The following is a 25066-nucleotide window of genomic DNA, read 5'->3' on the forward strand; positions in this document are numbered from 1 at the left end:
GGGACGCCGACCCCGCGCCGCTGACTCCACGGCGGCTGGTGCCGCCGTTCCCGGTCGATGCACTCCCGCCGTGGGTGGCCGACATGGTCCTGGCGGTCGCCGAGTTCACCCAGACCCCACTCGACCTCCCCGGCTGTCTCGCCCTCGCTGCACTCTCCACGGCGGCCGGTGGGCGTGCCGAGCTCGAAGTACGGCCGGGCTGGCGCGAGCCGCTCAACCTCTACACGGTGGTCGCGATGCCACCCGGCTCCCGCAAGAGCGCCGTGTTCGCCGCCATGACCGCCCCGCTGCTCGAAGCGGAACAGACCCTTGTCGAGCAAGTGCGTCCTCTGATCGTCGAAGCCGAGCTGGCGAAGAAGGTAGCTCTGACCGACGCCGAGCGCCGCGCCAAGGACGCCACCCAAGCCCGCAACCGGCTCACCCGCGACGAAGCCCTCGCCTCTGCCCAGGACGCGGCGATCGCCGCCGAGGAGATCGTGGTCCCACCGCTCCCGAGACTGATCGCGGACGACGTCACCACCGAAGCTGCTGCGTCCCTGCTCGCCGAACAAGGCGGCCGCCTCGCCGTGCTTTCTGCCGAGGGTGGGATCTTCTCCACACTGGCCGGCCGCTACTCCGGTGGCGTCCCATCGCTGGAGGTGTTCCTCAAGGGCCACGCAGGCGACCTGCTCCGCGTCGACCGCAAGGGCCGCCCCGCCGAACACGTCCCCAAGCCGGCCCTGACCATCGGCCTCGCCCTGCAGCCCGAGGTCCTCACCGATATCGCCAAGATGCCCGGCTTCCGCGGCCGCGGCCTGCTCGCCCGCATCCTCTACTCACTCCCGGAGAACACCGTCGGCCGCCGCCGCGTCGGCGCCGCCGCCGTCCCCGCACCGGTCGACCGCACGTACACCAGCCGCCTCGCCCGCCTGGTCGTCACCCTTGCCGACCAGCCCGAACCGCTGCGCCTGCGCCTCAACGACGAGGCCAACCACCGCGTCCTCGACCTCGAACGCACCCTCGAACCCAAGCTGGCCCCGCACGCCGAGCTGGCTCACATCACCGACTGGGCCTCCAAACTTACCGGCGCCACCGCCCGAATCGCCGGCCTGCTGCACCTCGCCGAGACCCTGCCGACCGCGTGGCTCCAGCCCGTCGCCGCTCGCCAGGTCGACGCCGCCGCCCGCCTCGGTCAGTACTTCCTCGCCCACGCCCTCGCGGTCTTCGACCGCATGGGCGCCGACCCCACCGTGGACGACGCCCGAGTCGTGCTCGAGTGGATCGTTCGAGCCCAGCTGACGAGTTTCAGCCGCCGTGATGCCTTCTCCGCGCTGTCCAGGTCGCGCTTCCAGAAGGTAGCCGACCTCGACCCAGCCCTGCATCTGCTCGAGGACCACGGCTTCGTTCGCGCTGCGGAGCAGATGGTGAGGCCGAGACGAGGTCGCCGAGCATCTCCGACCTGGACCGTCCACCCCCGTGCCGCAGAAACCGCAGAAACCGCAGAAAAGCCCGGCTGACGAATTCTGCGATTTCTGCGGTTTCTGCGGCAGAGGCGGAGCCGCCTCGCTGACCATCGCTGCCGCAGGGCCGGGGGTGTCCGAGAAACGTAGCGCTTTCCCAACGTCCTTCCTGGTGCGCCCGGGGCAGCGGGTCCATATGACCCTGAACCTGATCGACCGGACGTCTTCGACACCCCCGTGGAGCCGACACCGCCGACCATCGAGGTCCTGCGCGGCCCGGAGCGCCCGAGCACACTCATCTTCCCGGAGATCCCGCGCTGAGGGACCTGGGCGGACACGCGGGCGCAGCGCTGTTGCGCCACGTCATCTGCCGCACCGAGGCGGTTGCGACCGGCGGGTGTCCGTCGACGAAACGGCGGGGCAGAGCGTAGGCAGTGTCCGACAGTTCGTCGCTCGCTGGGTGCTCGACGAGATCGACGATGCCGGAGCCCGCGGACCTCGGCGACGGTCAACCCGTTGCCCGACCTCTACCTCGAGATTGTCGACGTCAGCGCGAGCACGCCTCTGATGTGCACGCGGTACTTGGAGAACCACGTCCGCCCCTTCGTCGGCATCGCGGGTCTCGCGAAGTTCCTGGAGAGCACGCAGATCGCGATCCCGGTAGGGTCGACGGCCTTCTGACCCCGAGCGGCGCTCCGTACGGGACCGAGAGCTGTTGGCGTCATATAGTGACCTCTTAGAGTTGCCGAGGAAGGGATCCGATGTGACCGCGCAGCAGGGGACGGGGCGGCTGGTCGTCTCGGGGATCGGGTTCGCCGAGGGGCCGCGCTGGCACGAGGGCGCGCTGTGGTTCTCGGACATGGCCCGCGAGCGAATCTGCAGACTGGTGGACGAGCCCGGGGCTCCGGCGCGTGCCGAGGACGTCGGCATCATCCCGGGTACGCCTTCCGGGCTCGGCTGGCTGCCGGACGGGACACTGCTTGCCGTGTCGATGCACCGGCGCACGGTGTACCGCGTCGACGCGGACGGAGCCCGGCTGCACGCCGACCTGCGTCGCACGGTGCCGGCCGACCTCAACGACATGGTGGTGGCCCCGAACGGGAACGCCTACGTGACCGGCTTCGGCTACGACGCCGCCGCGGGGGAGAAGCGCCAGGCCACCGGGGTCTGCCTCGTCCGCCCGGACGGGAGCGTCGAGCTGCAGCAGGGCGAGCTCTGGCGGCCCAACGGGGTGGCGGTCACCGCGGACGGGCGACGGCTCGTGGTCGCGGAGACCCGGCTGCACCGGATCTCGGTCCAGGACATCGCGGCGGACGGCACGCTCGGCGAGCGCCGCGACCTGGCGCACCTGCCGTCGGGCACCTGGGCGGACGGGGTCTGCCTGGACGCCGAGGACGCAGTCTGGGTTGCGGATCCCAAGGGGCACGGTGTGTTCCGCTTCCTCGCGGACGGCACGCTGGACCGGCAGATCGACTTCGGCATGGACTCGCCGGTCGCCTGCGTGCTGGGCGGACCGGAGCGGCGAACGCTCTACCTGACCGTCGGGCCGGTCCGGCCGATGCACGAGGCTCGGACGGATCCGCAGGGCCGGATCGTGGCGATCGACGTCGACGTCCCGGGGGCCGGTCGGCCCTGAGCACCCTGCCGCGCGCACGGGGGCATCTGTCGAACCTGGGCCTCGGGGTGGTGTCGGGGCACCCCGACCCCACCCCGGAAGCCGTCAGTTCGGCGTGGGTGCCAACCCCGCGACGACATCGCGGCGCAGGAGCTTGCCGGTCGGCGTGCGCGGGATCTCCGGCCAGCAGAGGATCCGGTCCGGGGTCTTGGAGCTGCGCAGGGTGCCGCGCACGATGTCCCGCAGTTCGGCGAGCGCTGCCTCGTCGAGGTCCGTGCCCCGGCGCGGGACGACGACGGCCTCGATCCGCTGGCCCCACTCGTCGTCCGGCACCCCGACGACCACGGCGTCGGCCACGTCCGGATGGCGTAGCAGCACGTCCTCGATCTCCGCGGGAGCGATGTTCTCCGCGCCGCGGATGATCGTGTCGTCCACGCGGCCCTCGATGAACAGATAGCCCTCGGCGTCCAGCCTGCCCTGGTCGCGGGTGCAGAACCAGCCCTGAGCGTCCAGGGAGGAGCCCTTACCCGAGTACTCGGTCGAGACCTGCTCGCCGCGTACCCAGACGGTGCCGGGGGTGCCTGCGGGGACCGCCTGCCCGTCCTCACCGCGCACCTCGATCTCGATGCCGGGCACCGCCCGGCCCGCCGACGACAACCGCGCGCGGACCACGTCGTCGGCGGAGTCCTGCGCCTCGCGGTGCTCGTCCGGACCGAGCACGGTGATCGTGGAGCTGGTCTCGGTGAGACCGTAGGCGTTGACGAAGCCGACGTGCGGCCACTCGCGCAGCGCCTGCTCGATGATGCGGCGCGGCATGGCGGCGCCGCCGTAGGCCAGGGCCCGCAGCGAGGGCACGGCGCGTTCCAGCCCGGGCTCGTCCATGATCCGGGCGAGCATTGTCGGCACGACCATCGCGTTGGTGATCTCCTGCTCGCGCACGGTCCGCACCCAGTCCTGCGGGGTGAACGCCTCCAGCACGATCACCCGGCGGCCCGCGTAGAGGTTCGTGAGCGCGTTGGACACGGCCGCGATGTGGTAGGGCGGCACGCTCATCAGTGCCGCGTCCGCCTCGTCCGCGCTGCCGAACTCCACCGTCCCGAGGACGTAGGAGACCAGGTTGGAGTGCCGGAGCACCACGCCCTTCGGCGCTGAGGTGGTGCCGGAGGTGTAGATGATCACCGCCGCCGAGTCCGGGTCGACGAAGGGCTCGTTCTCCCCGGGCCGGGCGCTCTCCGCGGCGGCGAGGAACTCTGCCCGGGTGCGCGCGGCGAGCCCGGCCCGCTCGATCACCGCGGTCTGGCCGGCGTCCGCGACCACCAGTGCCTTCGGATGGTTGGCGACCAGCGAGTCCAGCTGCTCGGCGCCGAGGCGGTAGTTCACGGGTACCAGGGGCACGCCCGCCCGGGCGGCGGCGAACATCGCGACCGGGAAGGCGGGGCCGTTGACCGCGAGGTAGAGCACGGCGTCCGCGCCCGACTCCGCGATCAGGGTCGCTCCGCCGGCCGCCAGCCGTCGCAGCCGCTCCCCGGACAGGCCGTCCTCGCGGGTGCCGACCAGGATGCGGTCGCCGAACCCGTCGGCGGCCATGTCCAGCAACATCGTGACGTTCATCGGTGAGAACTCCGACTCCGGGGAGGGGATCAGGAGGCCGCGGCCTGGGCGCGGCGCTGCTGCGCGGCCGCTTCGAGCAGCGGGGCGAGCTCGCGCTTGAGGACCTTGGCGTTTTGGTTGTAGGGCATGTCGTCCAGCACGACGACGGTACGCGGGACCTTGTTCGAGGCCAGCCGGGCGCGGCACCACTCCACGAGCTCGGCGGGGTCGGCGGTCGCGGCGGGGCGGAGCACCACCGCGGCTGCGACGTCCTCGCCCAGCACCTCGTGCGGGACCCCGATCACGGCGGCCTCGCGCACCGCGGGATGGGCGTGCAGGACGTCCTCCACCTCGGCCGGGCTGATGTTGTACCCGCCCCGGATGATCAGCTCCTTGGCGCGGCCGGTGAGGATGACGTCCCCGTCCGCGTCGATCAGGCCGAGGTCACCGGTGCGCAGCCAGCCGTCCTGCCAGGTCGACGCCGAGGTGTCCGGGTCGTTCCAGTACCGACGACGGCTGAGCGCCTTCGTCCACACCTCGCCCGGCGTTCCGTCCGGCACCACGACCCCGGACTCGTCCCGGATCTGGACCGTACCCGGGACGGTGGGCTTCCCCACGCATCCGGGCTTGCGGGCCGAGGTCCCCTGCGTGGACAGGCCGACCGAGCCCTCGGTCATCCCGTAGGTGTTGATCACCCGGATGTGCGGCCACAGCGCGGTCATCCGCTCGATGCTGTCGTGCGGTACGGGCGCCGTGCCGGTGATGATCCAGCGCACGGACGGCATGGCGTGCCCGGCGACGTCCGGTAGGTCGAGGATCAGCCGGATCATCGAGGGGACCAGGTGTAGCGTGTCCGGCTCGCGGGACGCGACGAGGTCGAGGAACCCGTGGGCGTCGAACGCGGGCTGGGTGACCAGGGTGCTGCCGAACTGCAGGGTGGACAGCATCAGGCCGTGGCAGCCGCCGAAGCCGGAGAACGGCAGGGCGTGCAGCAGCCGCCCCGACCGGGCGGTCCCGGTGCCGTCCCCCATCCGGGAGACCAGCTCCTCGTGGCTGAACACCACGCCCTTGGGGCGGCCGGTGGTGCCCGAGGTGGACACGATGTCCGCGTCCGCGGTCGGGTCCAGCGTCGACTGCTCGGGCAGCGCGCCGAGGTCGGCGGGCATGTCGTCGACGTGCCAGGTGCGCTGGACGGACACGTGGGCGATGCGCTCCGGGACATCCGTGATCGCCCATTTCGCGCCCACGAGGCCCGCGAAGTACTCGACCTCCGCCGGCGCCAGCCGCGGGCTCAGTGGGACCGCAATCGCACCGGCACGCATGGCGGCCAGGTACGCGACGGCGAACCCGGTCGCGTGCCTGTTGGTGATCGGGAGCAGCACGCGGTCGCCCGGGGCCACCCCGGCCGCGGCCAGCCCGCCGCCGACCTTGCTGCAGCGGCGGTCCCACTCGGCGAAGGTGAGGGTGGTGGTGGTGTCGTCGTGGGCCACCACGTCCGGCGTGTGCGCGGCGCGCACCGCGAGGACGTCCGGCAGCCTGCGGGGATGCATGGTCGTCATCGGGATCGTTCCGCTGCGGGTCAGCGCGGGGCGAACCGCTGCCCGGCGTCCAGGCGCAGGCACTGGCCGTTGAGCATGGGGTTGTCGACGATGGCGAGCGCCAGCTTCGCGTACTCCTCCGGGCGGCCCATCCGCTTGGGGAACGCGGCGTCCTTGACCAGCGCCTTCGACATCTCCTCGGGCACGTTCACGGTGGCCCCGGTGGAGAACAGGCTGGGCGCGATGGCCAGCACCCGGATGCCGAAGGAGCCCAGGTCGCGGGCCATGGTCAGGCACATCCCGGCGATGGCGGCCTTGGCGGCGGTGTAGGCGACCTGGCCGATCTGGCCCTCGAACGCGGCGATGGACGCGGTGTTGACGATGACACCGCGCTCAGGGGTGTCCTCGTCCTCGGCCTCGTTACGCGCCATGTGCGCGGCGGCGAGCCTGCTGATGTTGAAGGTCGCGACCGTGTTCAGGTTCAGCACGGCCTGGAAGGACTCCAGGTCGTGCGGCCCCTCCTTGCCGAGCGTGCGCTTGGCGATGCCGCCGCCCGCGGTCGTGACGGTGACGTGCAGGCCACCGAGCTGGTCGACCGCCTGCGCGATGACGGACTCTGTGCCCGCGAAGTCGGTGACGTTCACCGCGTGGAAGGAGCCGCCGAAGCCGGCGGCGACCTCCGCGCCCGCGGACTGCGGCCGGTCGAGTACGGCGACCTCGGCGCCGCGGGCGGCCAACAGCTCTGCCGTCGCCCGCCCCATCCCGGACGCACCGCCGAAGACGATCGCCTTCTTGCCCTTGATCTCCATTGGCACCTCCATGTCGTTGCTTGTCAAAAAGTACACTCCATTACCCGTCGCACGGGAAGACCCTGCGGCGAATTGACGCCCTCACCACAGGCTTCTCCTCAGGTCGCGGGGTTGTCCCGGGCTCCGCTGACGGCCTATCTTGAGTGCACTCTGCCTCGGAGGAGGGAATGTGGTGGGTCGCGCGGTCGCGCCGGGGCCGAAGGAGGTTCCGGGCGCCGAGGCTGAGGTCTCGCTCGACCGCCTGCTGGCCCTCGCGCCGACGGGCGCGTCGGACCACTTCGGCGCCGTCGTCCCGCCCACCAACGGTGCGCGGGCCTTCGGTGGCCACCTGCTCGCCCTGGCGCTGCGGGCGGCGGCGCGCACGGTGCCCGTGGGCTGGCCTGCGCTCGCGCCACATTCGCTGCACGCCCGGTTCGTCCGGCCGGGCACGGTGGGGGACCCCGTCGGACTGGCGGTCGAGAGGGTCCGGGACGGGCGGACCACCGCCCTCCGGCGGGTCGCGGTCACCGGATCGGACGGGCGGCTCGTCGCGAACGTCGAGACCGCGTTCCGGCTCCCGGAGGAGTCCACTCCGGACTGGAGCGTTCCGACGGAGGCCGGTGGCCCGCCGTGCGAGGTCCTCGACTCACCCATGACGACTGCGCTGCCGCTGGCTCCGTTCGAGGTGCGCTCGGTCCACCCGCACGTGCGGGGTGGCCCGGCTCGGCTGCACCCGTACTGGGCTCGGCTGCGCTCGCCGCTCCCACCGGACCCGGTGCTCGACGCCTGCCTGCTCGTGATCCTCACCGACATCGGGGTCAGTGGCTCCGCCCGGCGGCCCGGGGCGCCGATGCGTGAGCAGCGCCGCTCCGTGAGCCTCGACCACGCCCTCTGGATACATCGTCCGTTCCCCCGTGGGGACTGGGTGCTGGTCGAGGCGAAGGCCGAGTCGAACGCAGGCGGGCGAGGCTTCGCCCGCGGCGCCGTCCGGCTGGCCGACGGTATCCCCGTCGCGTCGTTCGGGCAGGAAGTACTGCTCGACCCGTGACCCCAGCGTCCGTTCCCGACCGTCCCCGCACATGGAGGTGCCAGATGAATCCCGCTGACCTCAGCGAGCCCTTCGACGACCTGCTCTACGAGCGGGACGGGCACATCGCCCGGATCACCCTGAACCGACCGGACCGCGGCAACGCGCTGACCGGGGACATGCAGGCGCGTGCCCGGGCGATCTGGGACGAGGTGCGAGACGACCCGGAGATCCGGGTCGCCATCGTGACCGCCACGGGCGAGCGGCATTTCTCCACCGGCGCGGACGTGAACGCGGTCGCCACCAACGGCCGGGTCAGCGCGGGTGACGGCCCCATGACCGACGAGGTGTTCTGGTCCCCGCATCAGAACCGGGTGTGGAAGCCGGTGATCACCGCTGTCAACGGGCTGGTGAACGGCGGCGGGCTGCACCTCGTCGTGGACTCCGACATCGTCGTGGCCTCCACGAACGCGTCCTTCATGGACACCCACGTCAACGTCGGCATGGTCGGCGCCATCGAGAACATCGGGCTGACCAAGCGGCTCCCGATGGGCACCGCGCTGCGGATGACGTTGCAGGGGAAGAACTTCCGGCTCTCCGCCGAGCGGGCCTACCAGCTGGGTCTGGTGGACGAGTTGGTCGCGCCGGAGGACCTGCTCAGCACCGCCGAGCAGATCGCCGCGGACATCGTGAAGAACTCCCCGCACGCGGTGTCGCTGTCGAAGCAGGCCCTCTGGAGCGCCCAGGAGATGGGCTACAAGCACGCCATGGAGTACGGCTGGGCCCTGCTCCGGATGCACTGGGCGCACCCGGACTTCGCGGAGGGCCCGAAGGCGTTCGCCGAGCGCCGCGAGCCGAAGTGGACCACCTGACAGGAGATACGTCGTGAGGTTCGGAACAGGTCAGGTCGCCGTCGTCACCGGGGCTGCGAGCGGGATCGGGCTCAGCCTGGCGCGACAGCTCGCCGAGCGGGGGCTGTCGGTGGTGCTGACCGACGTGCGGGCGGACGTACTGGAGAGCGCCGCCGCCGGGCTGCGCGAGACGGGGGCCACGGCCGTGGGCCTGCCGGCCGACGTCACGGACCCGGAGTCCGTGGCAGGGCTGGCCAAGGCGCCCCTGGAGCTGTTCGGCCGGGTGGACCTGATTGCCAACAACGCCGGCGTCACCGGTCCCACCGCCCCGATGTGGGAGCAGGACCTGGCGACCTGGCGCTGGATCGTGGACGTGTCGCTGATGGGCGTGGTGAACGGCGTGCATGCCTTCGTTCCGCACATGGTCGAGCGGGGGAGCGGGCACGTGCTCAACACCGCCTCGATGGGCGGGCTCATCGCGCTGCCCCAGCGCACGCCCTACAACGCCGCCAAGCATGCCGTCGTGGGGCTCACGGAGACCCTCGACGTGGAGCTCAAGGCGGTCAGCGCGGAACTGGGTGCCACGGTGCTCTGCCCCGGAATGGTCGAGACCGACCTGCACCGCACGTCACTGCAGAACCGGCCGGCGGGCGTGGGGACGACCGAGGAGACGGCGCGACCGGCAGGCTCCGCGCTCTCGCCCGACGAGGTCGCCGAGGCCGCCATGGTCGGGATCGAGGCCGGCCGGGTGCACGTGCTGAGCAATCCGGGCAGCGGGCCCGTCGCTCGGGCCCGGGTCGAGGCCCTCCTCGCGGACATCGACGAGCCGAGGTGAACGGACCTACCCGCCTGTTCCCCGTGGTTCGACGGCAAGGGAGCCGTCGTGACCCGGCGCAGGTACCGGAGCTGCGCGATCACAGCGACTCAGTTCCGGGTAGGCCACGGCGCCGCCCGGATCTCACCGGCCTCAGCCCATGGGTGGGCCGGCGAACGGGCCGTCCGTGGGCCAGTCGTCCACCGACGCGGTCCACTCGGGATCCCGGCCCTCGAAGGCGGCCTGGCCGCCCTCCAGGGCGTCCGGCCTGCCCATCAGGAGGCGATGGGCCTCGGACTCCAGGTCGTCCACGAGGGACGCGGAGCCATCGGCCGCCGACCACAGGATCCGCTTGCTCAGTGCCACCGACAGCGGGGAGCCCGCCGCCATCTCCGCGGCGAGCTCGACCGCGGCGGGCAGTACCTCGGTGGCGGGCAGCACCCGGTTCGCGACACCCAGTCGGATCGCGTCCTCCCCCGTGAACAGCCTGCCGGACAACAAGATCTCGGCGGCTCGCGCGGTGCCGACACTGCGCGTCAGGGTCCAGTGGGCGAGCGCGTCGGGCACCACGCCACGACGGACCTGCACCACCCCCCATTTCGCCTCGCGGGCCACGATCCGGGCGTCGCAGTGCAGCGCGAGCGTCATCCCCAGTCCGACGGCGTGCCCGTTCACCGCCGCGACGACCGGTTTGCGTAGCTGGAAGGCGAGCGGCCGCGGGGGTGACGAGCGGTAGGTCGCCGGGTCCCGTGGGGTCTGGAAGGCACCGCCGCGCCGGCTGAGGTCCGCGCCCGAGCAGAAGGCCCGTCCGGCTCCGGTGAGGACGATCGCGCGGACCGTGTCGTCGGCGTCGAGGTCGGCGTAGGCGCGCGAGAGAGCGGCGATCGCCCGCCCGGTCAGCGCGTTGAGCCGTTCGGGACGGTCGAGGGTGACTACGGCGATGCGCCCGGGCTGCACGCGTACGCCGTCACGTTCCGGTGTCTGCTGCTCGGTCGTCACGGCTGATTCCGGCCCCCTTGTTTCGGGTTCGACGCCGCGAAGCATGGTGTCAAACCATTCTTCGGGATACTCTATGTCGAGACGCAAGGTTGCGTCGAGAGGAGACGCCGTGGAGTTCGGGTGGTCCGAGACCGAGCAGAAATACCGCGCCGAGCTGCGGGCGTTCATCGACGCGGAGGTGCCCGGCTGGCGTGCGAACCCGGTCCACAAGCGGGTGATCACTCCGGAGGAGAAGGCCCGCGTCGTCGACTTCACCCACAAGCTCGCCGAGCGCGGCTGGCTGACCCCGGCCTGGCCGAAGGAGTACGGCGGCGGTGAGCAGTCCGCCTGGCAGTCGGTGATCCTCTCCGAGGAGATGTGGTCGGTCGGCGAGCCGCGCGGCTCCCAGTACATGAGCGTCAACTGGATCGGACCGGCGATCATGCTGGCCGGGACCGAGGAGCAGAAGCGCGAGCACCTCTCGCGGATCTCGCGCGGCGAGGCCTTCTGGAGCCAGGGGTTCTCCGAGCCGGAGGCCGGGTCCGACCTCGCCTCGCTGCGCACCCGCGCGGTCCGCGAGGGTGGCGAGGACGACGGTGAGTACGTCGTGAACGGCCAGAAGATCTGGACCTCGCACACACCGTCGGCCGAGTGGCTGTTCCTGTTGGTGCGCACCGATCCCGACGCCGCGAAGCAGCGCGGTATCTCGATCCTGCTGCTCCCCATCGACACCCCCGGCGTCGAGGTGCGCACGATCCCGGACATCGTCGGGGAGGGGGCGTTCGCGGAGATCTTCTTCACCGACGTACGGGTGCCCGCCTCCGCCCGGCTGGGCCCGGAGAACGGCGGCTGGCCGATCGTGCGGCGGGCGCTGCAGTTCGAGCGCGTCGGCGCGGCGCGCTGGGAGCGGGCCGCGTTGGTGCTCGACCTGTTGGCGGAGCGCGCGGCGAAGGAGGGGCTGCTCGCCGGGGCGGACGTCGCCCGCCGCTTCGGCGAGGCGCGCGCCTTCGTCGAGGCCGCGCGCTGGATGGTCTACCGGGTCGTCGACGAGCGGGCCAAGGAGATCGAGGGCACCGCGACCGCCTACCCCGCCCGCGCGGCGATGGTCCGGGCGGAGCGGCTGGTCGCCGAGCTGGGCCTGGACGTCTTCGGACCCGAGGCGCTGGTCGCCGAGACCTTCGAGGACAGCACCTACCGCCAGGCGCTCACCGCCGGCATCGCGGGCGGCAGCTACGAGATCCAGCTCAATCTGATCGCGGGCCAGATCCTCGGGCTGCCCCGCTCCTGACCCGACCTCGACGAGGAGGAGACGACGGTGGACTACGTCCCGTCCCCCGACCAGAAGGCCACCCTCGAGGTGGTCGAGTCACTGCTGGGCAGGCAGGCGGGCCCGGCGCGCGCCCGTGAACTGCGGGACCGGCACGACGACACACTGCTCGCGGCACTCGAGCAGGCGGGCTTCCTGGATCTCGCGCTCGACCCGAACGCGGGCCCGCTCGACGCCGCACTGGTCACCGAGGCCGCCGCGCGTGCGCTCGCCGCCGTGCACGTCGGGGCCCGGGCGCTGGTGGCACCGCAGGTGCTCGACGGACCGGTTCCCCCGCGGATCGCCCTCGCCGACGCCGCGAACCCGGGCCCGATCCGCTTCGGGACCGACGCGGACGTCGTCCTGGTGCTCGACGGGCCGGACGTGCGGGTCGTCGAGCCGGCCGAAGCCGAGCGGGTGGAGACCGGGTACGTGCTCCCGTACGCCCGGGTCGATCTGTCCGGGGGGCGGGTGCTGCCGGGCGCGGGCCCACGGATGGCGGCCTGGTGGCGGGTCGCGCTCGCCGCCGAGGTCGCGGGTCTGCTCGACGCCGCCCTGTCGTTGACCAGCGAGTACCTCGCGCAGCGCACCCAGTTCAACCGACCGCTCGGCTCGCTGCAGGCGCTGCAGCACCGGCTCGCCGAGGCCTACGTGTGGGTGGAGGGCGTCCGGTGGTCCGCGCGCTCGGCGGCCTGGCACGGCGACGCCGAGTCGGCGGCGACCGCCGCGACGTACGCCACGATGGCCGCGCGGGAGGTCGCCGTGGACATGCACCAGCTCAGCGGCGCGATCGGCTTCACCGAGGAATACGACCTGCACCTGTGGACCATGCGGGCCCAGGCGTTGCGCACCGAGCTCGGCGGCATCGGCGGGCACGCCGGGGCGGTCACGGCGCTGCGGTGGGCGGGATGACGGCGACGGACATGACCGATGCGGCTCCCGCCGAGGTGGCGACGCTGGTCGTCGCCGACGGCATCGCGACGCTGTCGCTGAACCGACCGCACCGGCACAACGCGGTCGACGACGCGCTGCACGAGCGGCTCTGTACATTGTGGACAGAAGCACTGGCCGATCCCGCAGCGCGGGTGATCCTGCTCCGCGGAGAGGGGCCGTCGTTCTGTTCCGGCCGGGACACCGCGCAGCTCGGCGAGCGGGTCGCCGGGGAGAGCGACCTCTCGTTCGTTCGCCGCCACCAGCAGACCCGGCTCCTCCAGCTGGACTCGCCGAAGCCCGTCGTCGCCGCGGTGCGGGGCAACGCGCTCGGCGGCGGGTTGGAGTCCGCGCTCGCCGCCGACGTCCGGATCGCCGCCGAGGACCTGCGGATGGCCTTCCCCGAGATCCGCTACGGGCTGATGACCGACACCGGCGGCGCGGCACTGGCCACGATTCTGGCCGGTCCGTCGCGCGCCAAGTGGATGTTGATGACCGGCCGCTCCGTCGACGCCGCGACCGCGCTGGCCTGGGGACTGGTCGACGAGGTCGTCCCCGCCGCGCAGCTCGACGAGCGCGCCCGGGAGGTCGCCGCCGAGCTCGCCGCGATGCCACAGGAGGCCCTGGCCATGATCAAACAGACCGTCGACGGGATGTGGCGGGGCGCTCGGGACCACGCGTTGCACGCCGAGCTGGTGTCCCAGGTCGCGCTGTTCTCGGGCGCCGACTACCGCGCCCGGAAGGCGGCGCGGCTGGGTGGCGGATCATGAGCCTCCTCGAGCCGCCCGCCCTCGGTACCGCGATGCTGCCGCCGGGGACTTACGAGGGCGTGGTCGTCCTGATCACCGGCGCGGGCACCGGTCTGGGCAAGGGCATGGCCGTGGAGTTCGGCAGGCTCGGCGCCTCGGTCGTCGTCGCCGGGCGGCGGGCGGACCAGCGGGCCGTCGGGATCGAGGCAGTCGAGGCCGCAGGCGGGAAGGCCGTCGGGGTCGCCGTCGACGTGCGCGACCCCGCGCAGGTCGCGGCGGCCTTCGACGCCGCCGAGGAGGCCTTCGGCCCGGTCGGCGTGCTGGTCAACAACGCGGCCGGGAACTTCCCGGTGCCCGCGGAGGACATGTCCTACAACGCCTGGCGGGCCGTCACCGGGATCGTGCTCGACGGGACGTTCCTCTGCTCCACCGAGTTCGCGCGGCGGGCCATCGCCCGCGGCGAGCCCGGCGCGGTCCTCAACATCGGCGCGACCTACTCGTGGACGGGCGGCCCCGGTACCTCGCACTCCGCCGCGGCGAAGGCCGGGATCACGAACCTCACCCAGTCCCTCGCCGTGGAGTGGGCGCCGCTCGGGATCCGGGTGAACTGCCTGGCTCCCGGGCTGTTCCCGCACGGCGACCACCACGCCGCGCTGCGGGCGTCGCGCCCGCGGGGCGGCGAGGCGGACGCCGACACCATCCCGGCCGGTCGCACCGGGCGGGTGCACGAGCTGGGCTGGGCCGCGACTTACCTCTGCTCGCCCTACGCGGCCTACCTGAGCGGCCACACCATGGTGCTCGACGGCGCCAACTGGCTACGCCGCGGACTACGGATGCCCGAGTTCGTCCCGGTGCGCGAGCAGCCCGGGCTCGCCCCGAGGGATGCCTGACATGGCAGGACCGTTGGAGGGACTGCGCGTCGTCGACTGGACGACCGGCACGGCGGGCCCGCGAGCGGCCGGGATGCTGGCGGACCACGGCGCGGACGTCGTGCGGATCGAGCCGCCTGCGGGGGACCGCTACGCCGGGCCGCTCGCCGCCGAGTACTCGGTGTTCAATCGGAACAAGCGGGTGCTCCGGCTGGATCTCGCCGCGGAGACGGCCCGGGTCGAGGAACTGCTGGCGGGGGCGGATGTCCTCGTCACGAGCTGGTCCGCGGGGGTCGCGGCCCGCTTCGGGCTCGATCCGGAGGCCGTGCGGGGCCGTTGTCCGCGGCTGGTCACCACCACGATCAGCGGTTTCGGGCCGGGCCCGCGGTACGCCGACCTGGTGGGCCACGAGTCGATCGTGCACGCCGTCGTCGGGACGATGGGGGAGCAGCACGGCTTCCGCGGCGGTCCGATCTACGAGGGGCTGCCTTTCGCGGGGATCGGAGCGGCCTACCTGGCCGTGATCGGCACCCTGGCCGCGCTGCACCGGCGCGCGGAGGACGGCGTCGGCCGCGCGGTCGAGACCTCCCTGCTCGACGGCGCGCTGGTCTACCTGTCGATGCTCTGGGCCGTGGACGACATCAGCGAGGGCTGGGTCGGCGGCGGCGTCCGCCGGATGATCAACGAGCCCTTCCGGTGCGCGGACGGCGAGTACCTCGGCGTGCACACCGGTGCGGTCGGCGGGTTCGGGCGGCTGATGGAGACGCTCGGTCTCGCCGAGCACTTCCCGCCGGTGCCCCCGCCCGAGGCGGCCACCGCGCTCACCCCGGAGCAGCGCCGCATCCTCGCTGAGGACGTGCCCGCGCGCTTCGCCACCCGCACCCGGGACGAGTGGATGCGCGCCCTCGACGAGGCCGACGTGGCAGCGGTCCCCGAACTGCGCCCCGGCGAGGTGCTCGACTCCCCGCAGGCGCGGCACAACGGGCTGGTCGTGCGGGTCGAGGACCCCGGCCTCGGCCCCGTGGACCAGGTCGGTCCGCCTGCCCGCTTCGGACTGACCCCGCCCGCTCCGCCGGTGGCCCCGACCGTCGTCGACGACGCGACCTGGGCCGGGGACGCCTGGGTGGTGCCGCCCACCCGCCCCGACCCGGGTCGCCCGCTGCTGGCCGGGGTCAAGGTGCTGGACTTCGGCGCCTACTACGCGGGGCCCTACGCCTCGCGGCTGCTCGCCGACCTCGGCGCGGACGTGGTGAAGCTCGAGCACCCCGTCGGCGACCAGCTCCGCGCTCTCGACCGGCCGTTCGGCTCGGCCCAGGCGAACAAGCGGGCGGTGGCGCTGAACACCAAGGACGCCGAGGCGCGCGAGTACGCCCTGCGGCTCGCGGCGTGGGCGGACGTGGTGCAGCACAACTTGCGCCCGCAGGCGGCGGAGCGGATGGGCATGGGGTACGAGGACATCCGGAAGGTCAATCCCGAGGTCGTCTACGCGTACTCGCCGGGCTGGGGGTCGAGCGGCCCGTGGGTCGCCCGGCAGAGCTTCGCGCCGCTGGTGTCCGGCTACGTCGGGGTCAACCACGAGGTCGCGGGCCGGGGAAATCCGCCGAGCTACCCGGCGGGCAACGAGGATCCCGGCAACGGGCTGCTCGGCGCCACCGGGATGCTGATGGCACTGCTGCACCGGCAGCGCCACGGGGCCGGTCAGCTCGTGGAGCACCCGCAGCTCAACTCGGCGATGGCGCACATGGCCCACGTCGTGCGCCGGGCGGACGGGACCGTCCTCGGGGCTGCCCGGCTCGACGCCGAACAGCTCGGCATCGGTGCCCTGGACCGGCTGTACGCGAACGCGGACGGCTGGATCTGCCTGTCCGCCGTCGACCACCGCCTGGCGGACCTGCAGCGGGTGCTCGGCGTGAAGATCCTCGGCGATCCGCGGTTCGAGACCGCCGTGGCCCGGGCGGAGCACGACGACGCACTGGCCGAGGTGATCGGCGGCGTCGTCGCGGGCCGGGCCACCGCGGAGCTGGTCACGGCGCTGGCCGAGGCCGGCATAGCGGTGGTCGTGCCCGCCCCGAAGAACGACGCCGTCTTCCTGCGGGACGAGGAGAACCGCCGCAACGGCCGGGTGGGGGTGTCCGAACACCCGCGGCGCGGCACGGTCTACGAGCTCGCCCGTCTGGTGCGGGTCGACGGCGCGGCCCCGGTGACCCACCGGCACGCGCCGCTGCTCGGCGAACACACCGACGCGGTCCTGGCCACCGTGGGCGTCCCCGCGGCGGCCGTCGCGGGCCTGCGCGAACGGCGGGCCGCGTGTTGACCCCTGACGAGAGGTGAGCACCACGTGCGCGCGCTGAGCTGTGTCCGGTACGGGACCCCCGAGGAGCTCGAGACGGTCGAGGTCCCGGATCCGACGCCCGGGCCGGGTCAGATACTGGTCGAGGTGCACGCGGCGGGGGTGAATTTCCCGGACGTACTGATGATCGCGGGCACCTACCAGACCCGGCAGCCCGTGCCGTTCGTGCCCGGCGGCGAGTTCTCGGGGCGGGTGGTGGGCCTCGGGCCGGGGGTCATCGAACCCGCCGTCGGGACGATGGTGATGGGCACGGGCGGGACGGGTGCGTTCGCCGAGTGCCTGGTGATCGACGCTGCCGCTGCCGTCCCGGTGCCTGCCGGCCTCGATGCGGTGTCGGCCGCCGCGTTCTCGGTGACGACGCAGACCGCCTATCACTCGCTGGTCACCACGGCCGCTGCGCAGACCGGGGAGTGGGTCGTCGTCACCGGCGCGGCCGGCGGAGTCGGACTGGCCTGTGTAGACGTAGGGACCCGGCTGGGGCTCAACGTGATCGCCGCGGCGTCGTCGCCGCAGCGGTTGGCGCTGGCCGCCGAGCACGGCGCGGTCGCGGGAATCGACTACGCGCGCGAGGACCTCAAGGCGCGGATCAAGGAGCTGACCGGCGGCGGCGCGAACGTCGTGATCGACCCGGTCGGCGGGCCGTATGCCGAGGAGGCGTTGCGCGCCCTGCGCTACGGCGGGCGGTTCGTCACGGTGGGGTACGCCTCCGGCGAGATCCCGCGGATCCCGCTGAACCTGGTGCTGCTCAAAGGCATCAGCATCCTCGGCATCCAGGTCGGGGCGTTGCCGAAGGTTCGGCCGGAGGCAATGGGGGACGCCTACGCGGCCCTGGCGGGTCTGGCCGAGGGCGGGCTGCGGCCGCACGTGTCGGCGCGGTTCCCGCTCGCCGAGGCGGCCACGGCACTGCGGGCGGTCGCCGACCGGCGCGTGACCGGGAAGGTCGTCCTCACGCTGCCCGCCTGCGCGGACGAGGACGTCGAGCGGGAGACGCTCGCGATCGGAAGGGACTGAGACCGTGGCCGTGGTGGAGCTGGGCCGCCCGGATAAGGACGTCGTCGTGATCACGATGAACCGTCCGGAGGCGTTGAACGCGCTGAACCAGGACATGATGGACGGGCTCTGGGGTGCGCTGGAGGAGGTGCGGCGGGACACGTCGTGCCGGGTGGTGATCTTGACGGGAGCGGGCGGCGCATTCTGCTCCGGCGCCGACCGCAAGGAGGGCATGCAGGCGGTCCCGGGCGACGAGGAGCGCAGCTACCTGGGGCGAATCTGGGGCCTGCAGGAGTACGTGAGCGGGTTCGCGGTGGCGCTCACCGAGCTGCGCCAGCCGGTGATCGCCGCGATCGACGGTGTCGCGGTCGGCGGCGGCTTCGGCTACGCGCTCGCCAGTGACCTGCGGGTGGCGTCGGACCGGGCCCGGTTGGGTGCAGTGTTCATGCGCGCCGGCCTGTCCAATTTGGACGTCGGGACCTCCTACTTCCTGCCTCGGCTGATCGGGGCGAGCAAGGCCCTCGAGATGATGCTGACCGCCCGGATCGTCGATGCCGAGCAGGCGGACCGGCTGGGACTGCTCAGCGATCTCGTCCCGCCGGAGCGGCTGCTGGACCGCGCCCTCGAGCTGGCGACGGAGATCGCCGCGAACTCGGAGTTCGGGGTGTGGCAGACCAAGGACGCGTTCTGGGCGGGTGTGGACGCGCCGTCCCTGCGCGCAGCCCTGAAGGTCGAGTACCGCGCCCAGATGGTCGGGATGTACCTCGACGACCACGACGAGGCGGTCGCCTCCTTCCGGGAGAAGCGACCGCCGAACTGGGGTCGCGTGTAGCTCAGGTGAGGACGGTCGGGGCCGCCGGCTGCCGCAGGTAGGAGAAGGTCGAGCCGCGCAGGTCGTCGAAGTGGCGGCCGATCAGGAACTCGTTGCCAACCCGCTGGTAGGCGTGCGGGATCTCGCCCTCGCCGATCATATGGGGTCGCGTGGGCGAAGTCCGGGATGCCGCCACATCATCTTCTCGGCCCCTTCCGTGGCCCCGGCCGGCGACGATCCGCCCTCGACCCAACCCGGTGGCGACGGGCGCCGCGGTTCGGCGCAGAGAGGTATCGCAATGACGAGGTCGGTGTTCGTGACCAATGCAGACGACGAGGAACGCGCGCTGCGCGAGGCGGTCGCCGCGGTGCTCACCCGCAGGCCTGACCCGACCGCTGACGTTCTCGACACCACGACCTGGTCCGCCTTGGCTCGGGACATCGGGGTCGCCGGACTGGCGGTGCCGGAGGCGTTCGGAGGCGCCGGCGCGGGATGGCGGGAGCTCGGTGCCGTGTTCGAGGAGCTCGGCGCGGGTCTCGCCGCGGTGCCGCTGCTGCCGACCATCCTCGCGGCCGAGGTCCTGCTCGCGGCGGACGACGGGCAGGCGGCGGCGCACCTGCCGCGGATCGCGGCGGGGGAGTCGACCGGCACGGTCGCGCTCGGTACCACGGATCGGGTCTGGGCGGACGGCGACCTCCTCCACGGGGAGTGCGCGCAGGTGCTCGACGGGGCAACGGCCGATCTCCTCCTGGTCACAGCGGTGGCGGACGGCGGGGCAACCCTGTTCGCGGTGGCGGGTTCGGCGCCAGGTCTGGAGCAGCGCCCGCTGCCCACGCTCGATCCGTCGCGCCCGCAGGCGGTGCTGCGCCTCGACGGCGCGCCGGGCACGCGCGTCGGTCCGGTGGGCGCGGCCCCCGCGATGCTGGACCGGGCCCGCGCGCGGGCCGCCGTGGCGCTGGCCTGCGAGGCCCTCGGCGTCGCGAGCCGCTCCCTGCGCACGGCCGTGGGGTACGCGGCGGAGCGCCGACAATTCGGTCGGCTGATCGGCTCCTACCAGTCGGTCAAACACCTGCTCGCCACCCTGGTGACCGAGGTGGAGTCCACCCGATCGCTGGCCCGGCACGCCGCGGCGCTCGCCGCCGCGGACGATCCGGAGGCGGCCACCGTGGCGGCGCTCGCCGTGGCGAGTTGCACCGAGTCCGCCGTCCGGGTTGCGGAGGGGACGATCCAGGTCCTCGGCGGGATCGGGATGACCTGGGAGCATCCGGCGCACCGCTACCTGAAGCGGGCCAAGACGAACGAGCTGCTGCTGGGCTCTCCGGCGACCCGACGGGCGTGGGCCGCCCCGCGCATCGGATCGGAGACACTCGTCGCCCGCCCTGCGGCCCGAGAGCAGACGCAGTCCGCGGACGCGGTCCGGCTGGACCTGGCCGAGCGGGTGAAGGCGCTGGTCGCGCAGGTTCCGGATCCCGAGGCCGAGGGCGGGATCCCCTTCCGCGCCGCCCAGTTCGACGCCGGGCTGGCGTGGGTGCACTTCCCGGCCGGGCACGGTGGCCTGGGGCTGTCCGCGGAGCACCAGGGCTATGCGCAGCGGCTGCTCGAGGAGGCGGGAGTGGTGTGGGCGTCACCCCGCAACCCCATCGGCTACGGCAACGTCGGCCCGGTGCTCGCCGAGCACGGCACCGAGGAGCAGCGCCGCGCCTACCTGAAGCGCTGCTTCACGGTCGAGGACGTCTGGGCGCAGCTGATGAGCGAGCCCGGTGCCGGCTCCGACGTGGCCGGGCTGGCCACCCGTGCGGTGCGCGACGGCGACGGCTGGCGGGTCACCGGACAGAAGGTGTGGACCTCGTTCGCCCACATCGCCCGGTACGGGCTGCTGGTCGCCCGGACCGACCCCGCCGTGCCCAAGCACGAGGGCATCACCTGCTTCGTGATCGACATGCGGGCCCCGGGCGTGGAGGTCCGCCCGCTGCGACTGCTCACGGGCAAGGCGGACTTCAACGAGGTGTTTCTCACCGACGTCGTGCTGCGCGACTCCGCCCGGGTGGGGCCGGTCGGCGGCGGCTGGCGGGTGGTGCGGTCCAACCTGGAGGGGGAGCGGATGGCGTTCGGGCAGGCGGCGGTCGACCGGACGCCTGAGCTGGAGCTGTTGCGGCACTGGAGATTCCGCGCGGGCGATAGGGACCCGGTGCTCACCGACGGGGTGCTCTCGGCGCTCTCCTGGTCGTACGCGGCGCGGCTGACCGTGCTCCGAGCCGAGGCGGGGGAACCGGTGCACCCGGCGGTGATCAAGCTGCTGTCCACCGAGTCGAGGCAGGCGTGCGCGGCCGCGGCGCTGGAGGTCGAGGGGGCGGCGGGCACCTTGACCGAGGTCGACGCCTACCGCTTCGAGCAGCCCGACCGAGCCGGCATGGCGGGCGGCCCAGGATCGCGCTACCTGCGCTCCCAGGGCCTCACCATCGAGGGCGGGACCTCGATGGTGATGCGCAACGCGGTGGCCGAGCAGGTCCTGGGGTTGCCGCGCGAGCACCGCGTGGACGTCGGGATCCCCTGGCGGGAAGTCCCCCGCTCGGGAGCCTGAGCGGATGCGCCGCGTGGTGTTCGGCGGTCGGGCGGAGTCGTCGACCGTGGTGCTCGACGCGCCCCCCACGGGGGACTACGCGGTTGTGCTGGTGGGCCAGATCGACCTCGTGACGGCGGACGGGACCCGGACCACACCCCGGGCGGGGACTGCGTGGTGCAGCTCGGCGCCAGGCACGCCTGGCACCGGCGCGCTGTCCCCGCTGTTCGTCGCGGTCGGTGCCTAGGCGCGCCAGAAGCGCGCCACGGTGTCGGCCTCGAGGGCACCCTGCGCGAGGCCGGCCTCGAGGGCGCGGAAGGCGTTGGCCGCGTCCATGAGGTCCCCGCCCAACGCCTCGGCGACCGCGCTGTCGGGGCGCGCGGAGTGCAGCGTGGAACCCGACACGGCCGGCCCACTCGCTCTGCGGCGGCTCGCTCTGATGCACGAACAGGATCCGGTCGTGGTCCGCGGCGAGGTCCAGGAAGGTGACCGAGAGACAGCCGCCGTGGACGTGGCGGTGGCCGCCGATGGTCACCGCCGGGTACACCGCCGGCACGGCCACCGCCGCCGCGAGGCCGCGGTCGAGGGTGCCGCCGTGGTCGCGGCCCAGCGCCGTGAACTCCGCGGTGTCGATGTCAGCGTGGTGCACACGTAGTTGGCGGGCCACGGGGAGTCCCGCAGGTACCGGAACGTACTGACGAAGTCCGTCTCCGAGCCGGTCCGGGCGGCCGCGGCGGCCGCGGAGATCGCGCGCCGTACCGCGGGGTCGGTGCGCCCGCGGGCGTATCCGTCCGCGTAGCGCTCCTCGACCGTCATCGCCTGCGCCTCGTCGGACTCCAGGACGGCGGTGGCGCCGCCCCCGGCGTGGCGTTCCTGGGCACGGACGCAGCGCTCGACCTGGCGTTCGAGGTCCTGCCCGAGCGCGACGAGGACACCGGAGCCCGCGCCGGCGGACGTCCCGAGGATCAGGTCGGCGTCGGACAGGTCGAGGCCCGCCCGGCCCCACGCGGCGAGCAGACCGGTCTGCCACGCGGTGCCGACCGAGCCGCCGCCCGCCAGGACGAGGGCCTTCGTCACGGCGATCCCCTCAGGTCCGGGGCATACCGAGCACGCGCTCGGCGAGCAGGTTGCGTTGGATCTCGTCGGTGCCCCCGCCGAAGCGGATGCCGGGGATCCCGAACACCCACTCCACCCAGGACCAGGTGCCCCATTCCCCGCCGTCGGCGGCGAAGGCCGGGCCGATCACCTCGGTGAGCAGGTCCGCGATCCGGCGCAGCGTCTCGGTGGCCATCAGCTTGGTCATGGCGAACTCGGGGCCCGCGCCCTCGGCGAAGAGCCGCCGCGAGGTGGCGTCCAGGGCTCGACGACGGACGTGGATCTCGGCGAGGAGCCGCCGGACCCGGGGATCGTCCCCGCGGCCCAGTCGGTCCACCAGCTCGTCGAGCAGGCCGGAGTCGACCACCTCGAGCCCGACGCCGCGCCCGATGGAGCCCCGCTCGACGGTGAGCGTGGAGCGGGCGACCTGCCAGCCTGCATTCACCGGGCCGAGCCTGCGCGCTTCGGGGATCTCCACGCCGTCGAGGAAGACCTCGTTGAAGCTCGCGCCGCCGGTGATCTGCCGCAACGGCCGGACGTCGACCCCGGGCGCGTGCATGTCCACCAGGAACGCGGTGATCCCGGCATGCTTCGGGGCCTCCGGATCGGTGCGCGCCAGCAGCAACCCGACGTCCGCCCAGTGCGCCTCGGACGTCCAGACCTTCTGCCCGTCGACGACCCACCCGGTGTCGGTCCGCCGGGCCGCGGTGCGCAGGGCAGCCAGGTCCGAGCCTGCGCCCGGTTCGCTGAACAGCTGGCAGCCGACCAGGTCGCCGCGGCGGATGGCGCGCGGCACCTCCCGGCGCAGGGCCTCGTCGCCCCACGCCGCGACGGTGGGGGCGACCATGCCCATGCCGATGGACAGGTGCCGGCCCTCGGGGACGTCGAAGTCCTCCTCGCACCGACGGTAGAGCGCCTCGTACTCGTGGGGCAGGCCGCGCCCGCCCAGCTCGACCGGCCCGGAGAGCCAGCCGAAGCCCGCGTCGAACACGGTGCGCCGCCACTCCCGCTCGGCTTCGAGCGCGGCGGGATCGTCCCGGTCGCTGTCCGGGATCAGCCCGTGGCGGTCGGCGCCCTGGCCCCAGCCCTTCGTCCGGCCGGGACGTGGGCGGGTGTGCGCGGCGAGGAAGGCCGTGGCCTCGGCCTCGAAGACCGCGGGGGTCGGGCTCACGAGCCGAGCTCCGCGGGCCAGTCCCGGCTGACCCCCTGGGTCCACTGTGGTGAGCGCTTCTCCAGGAACGATGCCACCCCTTCGGTGACGTCGGCACCCGCCGCAAGCGCCGTGAACGCCGCGTGTTCGGCGTCCCGGGACGCCGCGCTCGTACCGACCTGCCCGTCCCAGAGCAGCCGCTTCGCGACACCGAGCGCGAGCGGGGCGCCGTCGGCGGCGACCTGTGCCGCCCACTCCTGAGCCTCGACGAGGACCCGGTCCTTCGGCAGCGCCCGGTGGGCCAGCCCCAGCTCCACGGCCTCCCGGCCGCGGACCAGCCTGCCGGTGAGCACCAGGTCCATGGCCGTGCCGAGCCCGACGATCCGGGGGAGCAGCCAGCTCGCGTTCGCCTCCGGCACGATGCCGCGCCGGACGAACGGCAGCCCCATCGTCGCGTCCTCGGCGACGAACCGAAGGTCGCAGTGCAGGGCGTAGGTCGTGCCGATCCCCACGGCGTGTCCCTGGAGGGCGGCGACGACGGGCTTGCGGACCGCCGAGGGCAGCATCCACTCCCCGACCTGGGCCTCCGGGACCTCCTTCGTGGCGCCAGGCTTCAGGATGTCCCGGCCGGACAGGTCCGCGCCGACGCAGAAGACCCGACCCCGGGCCCCCAGGACGACGGCGCGGACCTCGTCGGTCTCGTCGCACCAGGTCATCGCCCGGCTCATCTCCAGCGCCAGCGGGATCGTCCAGGCGTTGCCGGCCTCCGGCCGGTCCAGCAGCACCGTGGCGACCCCGGCGGTCAGTTCCACCGAGACGTCCTGCAGACGCGGGGGCACGGGTCGGGTGGCAGCGGTCATCGGGGCTCCCCGTGGGTGAGTGCGGCGACGGCGTCCCAGGGCTCGGCGAGCTCGCCGAACTGCACGACGGAGGCCTGGGCCCGTCGGACGCGGAGATGGGTGTCGTGTTCCCACGTGAACCCGATCCCGCCGTGCAGGTGCAGGCAGTCCCAGGCCGCGGCGGGCAGGGTGGTGGCGTGCGCGGCGGCGGTCGCCGCGGCGAGCGGTCGCTCCTCGGGAGGCACCGCGAGGGCCTCGCGTCCCAGCGACAGCGCCGCCTCGGCGGCGACGAGCACGTCCGCGCAGCGATGGCGCAGGGCCTGGAACCCGGCGAGCGGGCGGCCGAACTGCTCCCGCGTGCCCAGGTAGGCGACGGTGTCGTCGAGCAGCCTCCGGACCACGGCTCCCTGTTCGGCGGCGAGGAACGCCCAGCCGCGGTCCCGCGTGCGGCGCACCGCCTCGGCACCCGCGCCCGGTGCGACGACGAGGGTGGCGGGGCAGTCGGCGAGGGTCACCCGCGCCTGCGGACGGGTGAGGTCGAGGCTGGTCGCCGGGCTCCGGACGAGTCCGACCGCACCCCCCTCGACAAGCAGGACGGCGGTCCCGTCCGCGGTCCGGGCGGAGACGAGCAGGAGGTCGGCGTGGGCGCCGTCGAGGACGAAGATCTTCTCGCCCGTGACCCGCCACCCGTCCGCCGTCGGGGTGGCCGAGGTCCGGGGCGGCGCGGCCCAGGACGCCGCGACCGTGCCCGCGGCACCCGCCTCGGCGACGGCCGCC

Annotated in this window: 25 protein-coding genes; 15 read left to right on the forward strand and 10 right to left on the reverse strand. The window is 73.3% G+C overall.

Annotated elements, in window-relative coordinates; translation table 11 throughout:
* Nucleotides 1-83: 83 nt before the first annotated feature.
* The 3 genes from AB0B41_RS15990 to AB0B41_RS16000 all read left to right on the forward strand — a co-directional run bounded on the left by AB0B41_RS15990 (nucleotide 84) and on the right by AB0B41_RS16000 (nucleotide 3075).
* On the forward strand, nucleotides 84-1496 hold the full coding sequence (locus AB0B41_RS15990) for a YfjI family protein (protein WP_358203610.1): 1413 nt from the start codon (nucleotides 84-86) through the stop codon (nucleotides 1494-1496).
* 459 nt (nucleotides 1497-1955) lie between these two features.
* The gene (locus AB0B41_RS15995; protein ID WP_358203554.1) at nucleotides 1956-2120 is read left to right on the forward strand and encodes a hypothetical protein; all 165 of its coding nucleotides are present in this window, start codon (nucleotides 1956-1958) and stop codon (nucleotides 2118-2120) included.
* 82 nt (nucleotides 2121-2202) lie between these two features.
* Nucleotides 2203-3075 (forward strand): SMP-30/gluconolactonase/LRE family protein, encoded by an 873-nt coding sequence (locus AB0B41_RS16000; protein ID WP_358203556.1) that lies wholly within the window; start codon nucleotides 2203-2205, stop codon nucleotides 3073-3075.
* 84 nt (nucleotides 3076-3159) lie between these two features.
* On the opposite strand, the gene AB0B41_RS16005 is transcribed toward AB0B41_RS16000, so the two are convergent.
* From AB0B41_RS16005 to AB0B41_RS16015, 3 genes are read right to left on the reverse strand one after another with little or no spacing between them, the layout of a single operon-like run.
* The gene (locus tag AB0B41_RS16005) at nucleotides 3160-4665 is read right to left on the reverse strand and encodes an AMP-binding protein (protein WP_358203559.1); all 1506 of its coding nucleotides are present in this window, start codon (nucleotides 4663-4665) and stop codon (nucleotides 3160-3162) included.
* A gap of 29 nt (nucleotides 4666-4694) precedes the next feature.
* The gene (locus tag AB0B41_RS16010; RefSeq protein WP_358203561.1) at nucleotides 4695-6203 is read right to left on the reverse strand and encodes an AMP-binding protein; all 1509 of its coding nucleotides are present in this window, start codon (nucleotides 6201-6203) and stop codon (nucleotides 4695-4697) included.
* 20 nt (nucleotides 6204-6223) lie between these two features.
* Nucleotides 6224-7003 (reverse strand): SDR family NAD(P)-dependent oxidoreductase, encoded by a 780-nt coding sequence (locus AB0B41_RS16015; protein ID WP_358203563.1) that lies wholly within the window; start codon nucleotides 7001-7003, stop codon nucleotides 6224-6226.
* A 157-nt stretch (nucleotides 7004-7160) separates the two neighbouring features.
* Between AB0B41_RS16015 and AB0B41_RS16020 the strand changes: the two genes are divergently transcribed.
* From AB0B41_RS16020 to AB0B41_RS16030, 3 genes are read left to right on the forward strand one after another with little or no spacing between them, the layout of a single operon-like run.
* Nucleotides 7161-8018, forward strand: a complete 858-nt coding sequence (locus AB0B41_RS16020) for an acyl-CoA thioesterase domain-containing protein (protein ID WP_358203566.1) — start codon at nucleotides 7161-7163, stop codon at nucleotides 8016-8018.
* 44 nt (nucleotides 8019-8062) lie between these two features.
* Nucleotides 8063-8869 (forward strand): enoyl-CoA hydratase-related protein, encoded by an 807-nt coding sequence (locus AB0B41_RS16025; RefSeq protein ID WP_358203568.1) that lies wholly within the window; start codon nucleotides 8063-8065, stop codon nucleotides 8867-8869.
* Between the two features lie 13 nt (nucleotides 8870-8882).
* A complete protein-coding gene (locus tag AB0B41_RS16030) occupies nucleotides 8883-9683 on the forward strand; it encodes an SDR family NAD(P)-dependent oxidoreductase (RefSeq protein ID WP_358203571.1) in 801 nt (266 codons plus the stop codon).
* A gap of 132 nt (nucleotides 9684-9815) precedes the next feature.
* On the opposite strand, the gene AB0B41_RS16035 is transcribed toward AB0B41_RS16030, so the two are convergent.
* Nucleotides 9816-10661 (reverse strand): enoyl-CoA hydratase/isomerase family protein, encoded by an 846-nt coding sequence (locus tag AB0B41_RS16035; protein WP_358203573.1) that lies wholly within the window; start codon nucleotides 10659-10661, stop codon nucleotides 9816-9818.
* Nucleotides 10662-10770: 109 nt separating this feature from the next.
* On the opposite strand from AB0B41_RS16035, the gene AB0B41_RS16040 reads away from it, so the two are divergent.
* From AB0B41_RS16040 to AB0B41_RS16070, 7 genes are read left to right on the forward strand one after another with little or no spacing between them, the layout of a single operon-like run.
* A complete protein-coding gene (locus tag AB0B41_RS16040; protein ID WP_358203575.1) occupies nucleotides 10771-11928 on the forward strand; it encodes an acyl-CoA dehydrogenase family protein in 1158 nt (385 codons plus the stop codon).
* A 27-nt stretch (nucleotides 11929-11955) separates the two neighbouring features.
* The gene (locus tag AB0B41_RS16045) at nucleotides 11956-12858 is read left to right on the forward strand and encodes an acyl-CoA dehydrogenase family protein (protein ID WP_358203578.1); all 903 of its coding nucleotides are present in this window, start codon (nucleotides 11956-11958) and stop codon (nucleotides 12856-12858) included.
* Nucleotides 12855-13646, forward strand: a complete 792-nt coding sequence (locus AB0B41_RS16050) for an enoyl-CoA hydratase/isomerase family protein (RefSeq protein ID WP_358203580.1) — start codon at nucleotides 12855-12857, stop codon at nucleotides 13644-13646. The genes AB0B41_RS16045 and AB0B41_RS16050 overlap by 4 nt, the downstream gene beginning before the upstream one ends.
* Nucleotides 13643-14515, forward strand: coding sequence for an SDR family oxidoreductase (locus tag AB0B41_RS16055; RefSeq protein WP_358203582.1), 873 nt, complete (start codon nucleotides 13643-13645; stop codon nucleotides 14513-14515). The genes AB0B41_RS16050 and AB0B41_RS16055 overlap by 4 nt, the downstream gene beginning before the upstream one ends.
* Nucleotide 14516: 1 nt before the next feature.
* Nucleotides 14517-16808 carry a CoA transferase gene (locus AB0B41_RS16060; protein WP_358203584.1) on the forward strand — a complete coding sequence of 764 codons (2292 nt, stop codon included), beginning with the start codon at nucleotides 14517-14519 and terminating at the stop codon, nucleotides 16806-16808.
* Between the two features lie 24 nt (nucleotides 16809-16832).
* Nucleotides 16833-17855 (forward strand): NADPH:quinone oxidoreductase family protein, encoded by a 1023-nt coding sequence (locus AB0B41_RS16065; RefSeq protein ID WP_358203586.1) that lies wholly within the window; start codon nucleotides 16833-16835, stop codon nucleotides 17853-17855.
* A gap of 4 nt (nucleotides 17856-17859) precedes the next feature.
* Entirely contained in the window at nucleotides 17860-18666 is an 807-nt protein-coding gene (locus AB0B41_RS16070) for an enoyl-CoA hydratase-related protein (RefSeq protein WP_358203588.1), read from the forward strand.
* A 1-nt stretch (nucleotide 18667) separates the two neighbouring features.
* Here the strand turns inward: AB0B41_RS16070 and AB0B41_RS16075 are convergent, their stop codons facing one another.
* The gene (locus AB0B41_RS16075) at nucleotides 18668-18805 is read right to left on the reverse strand and encodes a hypothetical protein (protein WP_358203590.1); all 138 of its coding nucleotides are present in this window, start codon (nucleotides 18803-18805) and stop codon (nucleotides 18668-18670) included.
* 138 nt (nucleotides 18806-18943) lie between these two features.
* On the opposite strand from AB0B41_RS16075, the gene AB0B41_RS16080 reads away from it, so the two are divergent.
* Together AB0B41_RS16080 and AB0B41_RS16085 are read left to right on the forward strand one after the other, a co-directional pair.
* A complete protein-coding gene (locus AB0B41_RS16080) occupies nucleotides 18944-21226 on the forward strand; it encodes an acyl-CoA dehydrogenase (RefSeq protein WP_358203593.1) in 2283 nt (760 codons plus the stop codon).
* A gap of 4 nt (nucleotides 21227-21230) precedes the next feature.
* A complete protein-coding gene (locus AB0B41_RS16085) occupies nucleotides 21231-21452 on the forward strand; it encodes a hypothetical protein (RefSeq protein WP_358203595.1) in 222 nt (73 codons plus the stop codon).
* Here the strand turns inward: AB0B41_RS16085 and AB0B41_RS16090 are convergent.
* The 5 genes from AB0B41_RS16090 to AB0B41_RS16110 all read right to left on the reverse strand — a co-directional run.
* Nucleotides 21449-21610: a hypothetical protein gene (locus AB0B41_RS16090; RefSeq protein ID WP_358203598.1), complete on the reverse strand. Its 162-nt coding sequence runs from the start codon at nucleotides 21608-21610 to the stop codon at nucleotides 21449-21451. The genes AB0B41_RS16085 and AB0B41_RS16090 overlap by 4 nt on opposite strands.
* A 126-nt stretch (nucleotides 21611-21736) precedes the next feature.
* Nucleotides 21737-22282 carry a patatin-like phospholipase family protein gene (locus AB0B41_RS16095; RefSeq protein WP_358203600.1) on the reverse strand — a complete coding sequence of 182 codons (546 nt, stop codon included), beginning with the start codon at nucleotides 22280-22282 and terminating at the stop codon, nucleotides 21737-21739.
* A 10-nt stretch (nucleotides 22283-22292) separates the two neighbouring features.
* On the reverse strand, nucleotides 22293-23471 hold the full coding sequence (locus AB0B41_RS16100) for an acyl-CoA dehydrogenase family protein (RefSeq protein ID WP_358203602.1): 1179 nt from the start codon (nucleotides 23469-23471) through the stop codon (nucleotides 22293-22295).
* Entirely contained in the window at nucleotides 23468-24310 is an 843-nt protein-coding gene (locus AB0B41_RS16105) for an enoyl-CoA hydratase-related protein (RefSeq protein WP_358203604.1), read from the reverse strand. The genes AB0B41_RS16100 and AB0B41_RS16105 overlap by 4 nt, the downstream gene beginning before the upstream one ends.
* A partial coding sequence (locus tag AB0B41_RS16110; protein ID WP_358203605.1) for an acyl-CoA dehydrogenase family protein occupies nucleotides 24307-25066 on the reverse strand: 760 nt, incomplete at its 5' end. The genes AB0B41_RS16110 and AB0B41_RS16105, both read right to left, overlap by 4 nt.

The organism is Pseudonocardia sp. NPDC049154, from assembly GCF_040648315.1.
Classification (GTDB): domain Bacteria; phylum Actinomycetota; class Actinomycetes; order Mycobacteriales; family Pseudonocardiaceae; genus Pseudonocardia.

What these genes read in the sequence shown, in the direction of transcription:
- AB0B41_RS16050 (WP_358203580.1), top strand. Translation starts at nt 12,855, where the DNA reads ATGACGGCGACGGACATGACCGATGCGGCTCCCGCCGAGGTGGCGACG.
- AB0B41_RS16025 (WP_358203568.1), top strand. Translation starts at nt 8,063, where the DNA reads ATGAATCCCGCTGACCTCAGCGAGCCCTTCGACGACCTGCTCTACGAG.
- AB0B41_RS16010 (WP_358203561.1), bottom strand. Translation starts at nt 6,203, where the DNA reads ATGACGACCATGCATCCCCGCAGGCTGCCGGACGTCCTCGCGGTGCGC.
- AB0B41_RS16105 (WP_358203604.1), bottom strand. Translation starts at nt 24,310, where the DNA reads ATGACCGCTGCCACCCGACCCGTGCCCCCGCGTCTGCAGGACGTCTCG.
- AB0B41_RS16015 (WP_358203563.1), bottom strand. Translation starts at nt 7,003, where the DNA reads ATGGAGGTGCCAATGGAGATCAAGGGCAAGAAGGCGATCGTCTTCGGC.
- AB0B41_RS16060 (WP_358203584.1), top strand. Translation starts at nt 14,517, where the DNA reads ATGGCAGGACCGTTGGAGGGACTGCGCGTCGTCGACTGGACGACCGGC.
- AB0B41_RS16005 (WP_358203559.1), bottom strand. Translation starts at nt 4,665, where the DNA reads ATGAACGTCACGATGTTGCTGGACATGGCCGCCGACGGGTTCGGCGAC.
- AB0B41_RS16085 (WP_358203595.1), top strand. Translation starts at nt 21,231, where the DNA reads ATGCGCCGCGTGGTGTTCGGCGGTCGGGCGGAGTCGTCGACCGTGGTG.
- AB0B41_RS16075 (WP_358203590.1), bottom strand. Translation starts at nt 18,805, where the DNA reads ATGATCGGCGAGGGCGAGATCCCGCACGCCTACCAGCGGGTTGGCAAC.
- AB0B41_RS16055 (WP_358203582.1), top strand. Translation starts at nt 13,643, where the DNA reads ATGAGCCTCCTCGAGCCGCCCGCCCTCGGTACCGCGATGCTGCCGCCG.
- AB0B41_RS16080 (WP_358203593.1), top strand. Translation starts at nt 18,944, where the DNA reads ATGACGAGGTCGGTGTTCGTGACCAATGCAGACGACGAGGAACGCGCG.
- AB0B41_RS15990 (WP_358203610.1), top strand. Translation starts at nt 84, where the DNA reads ATGGTCCTGGCGGTCGCCGAGTTCACCCAGACCCCACTCGACCTCCCC.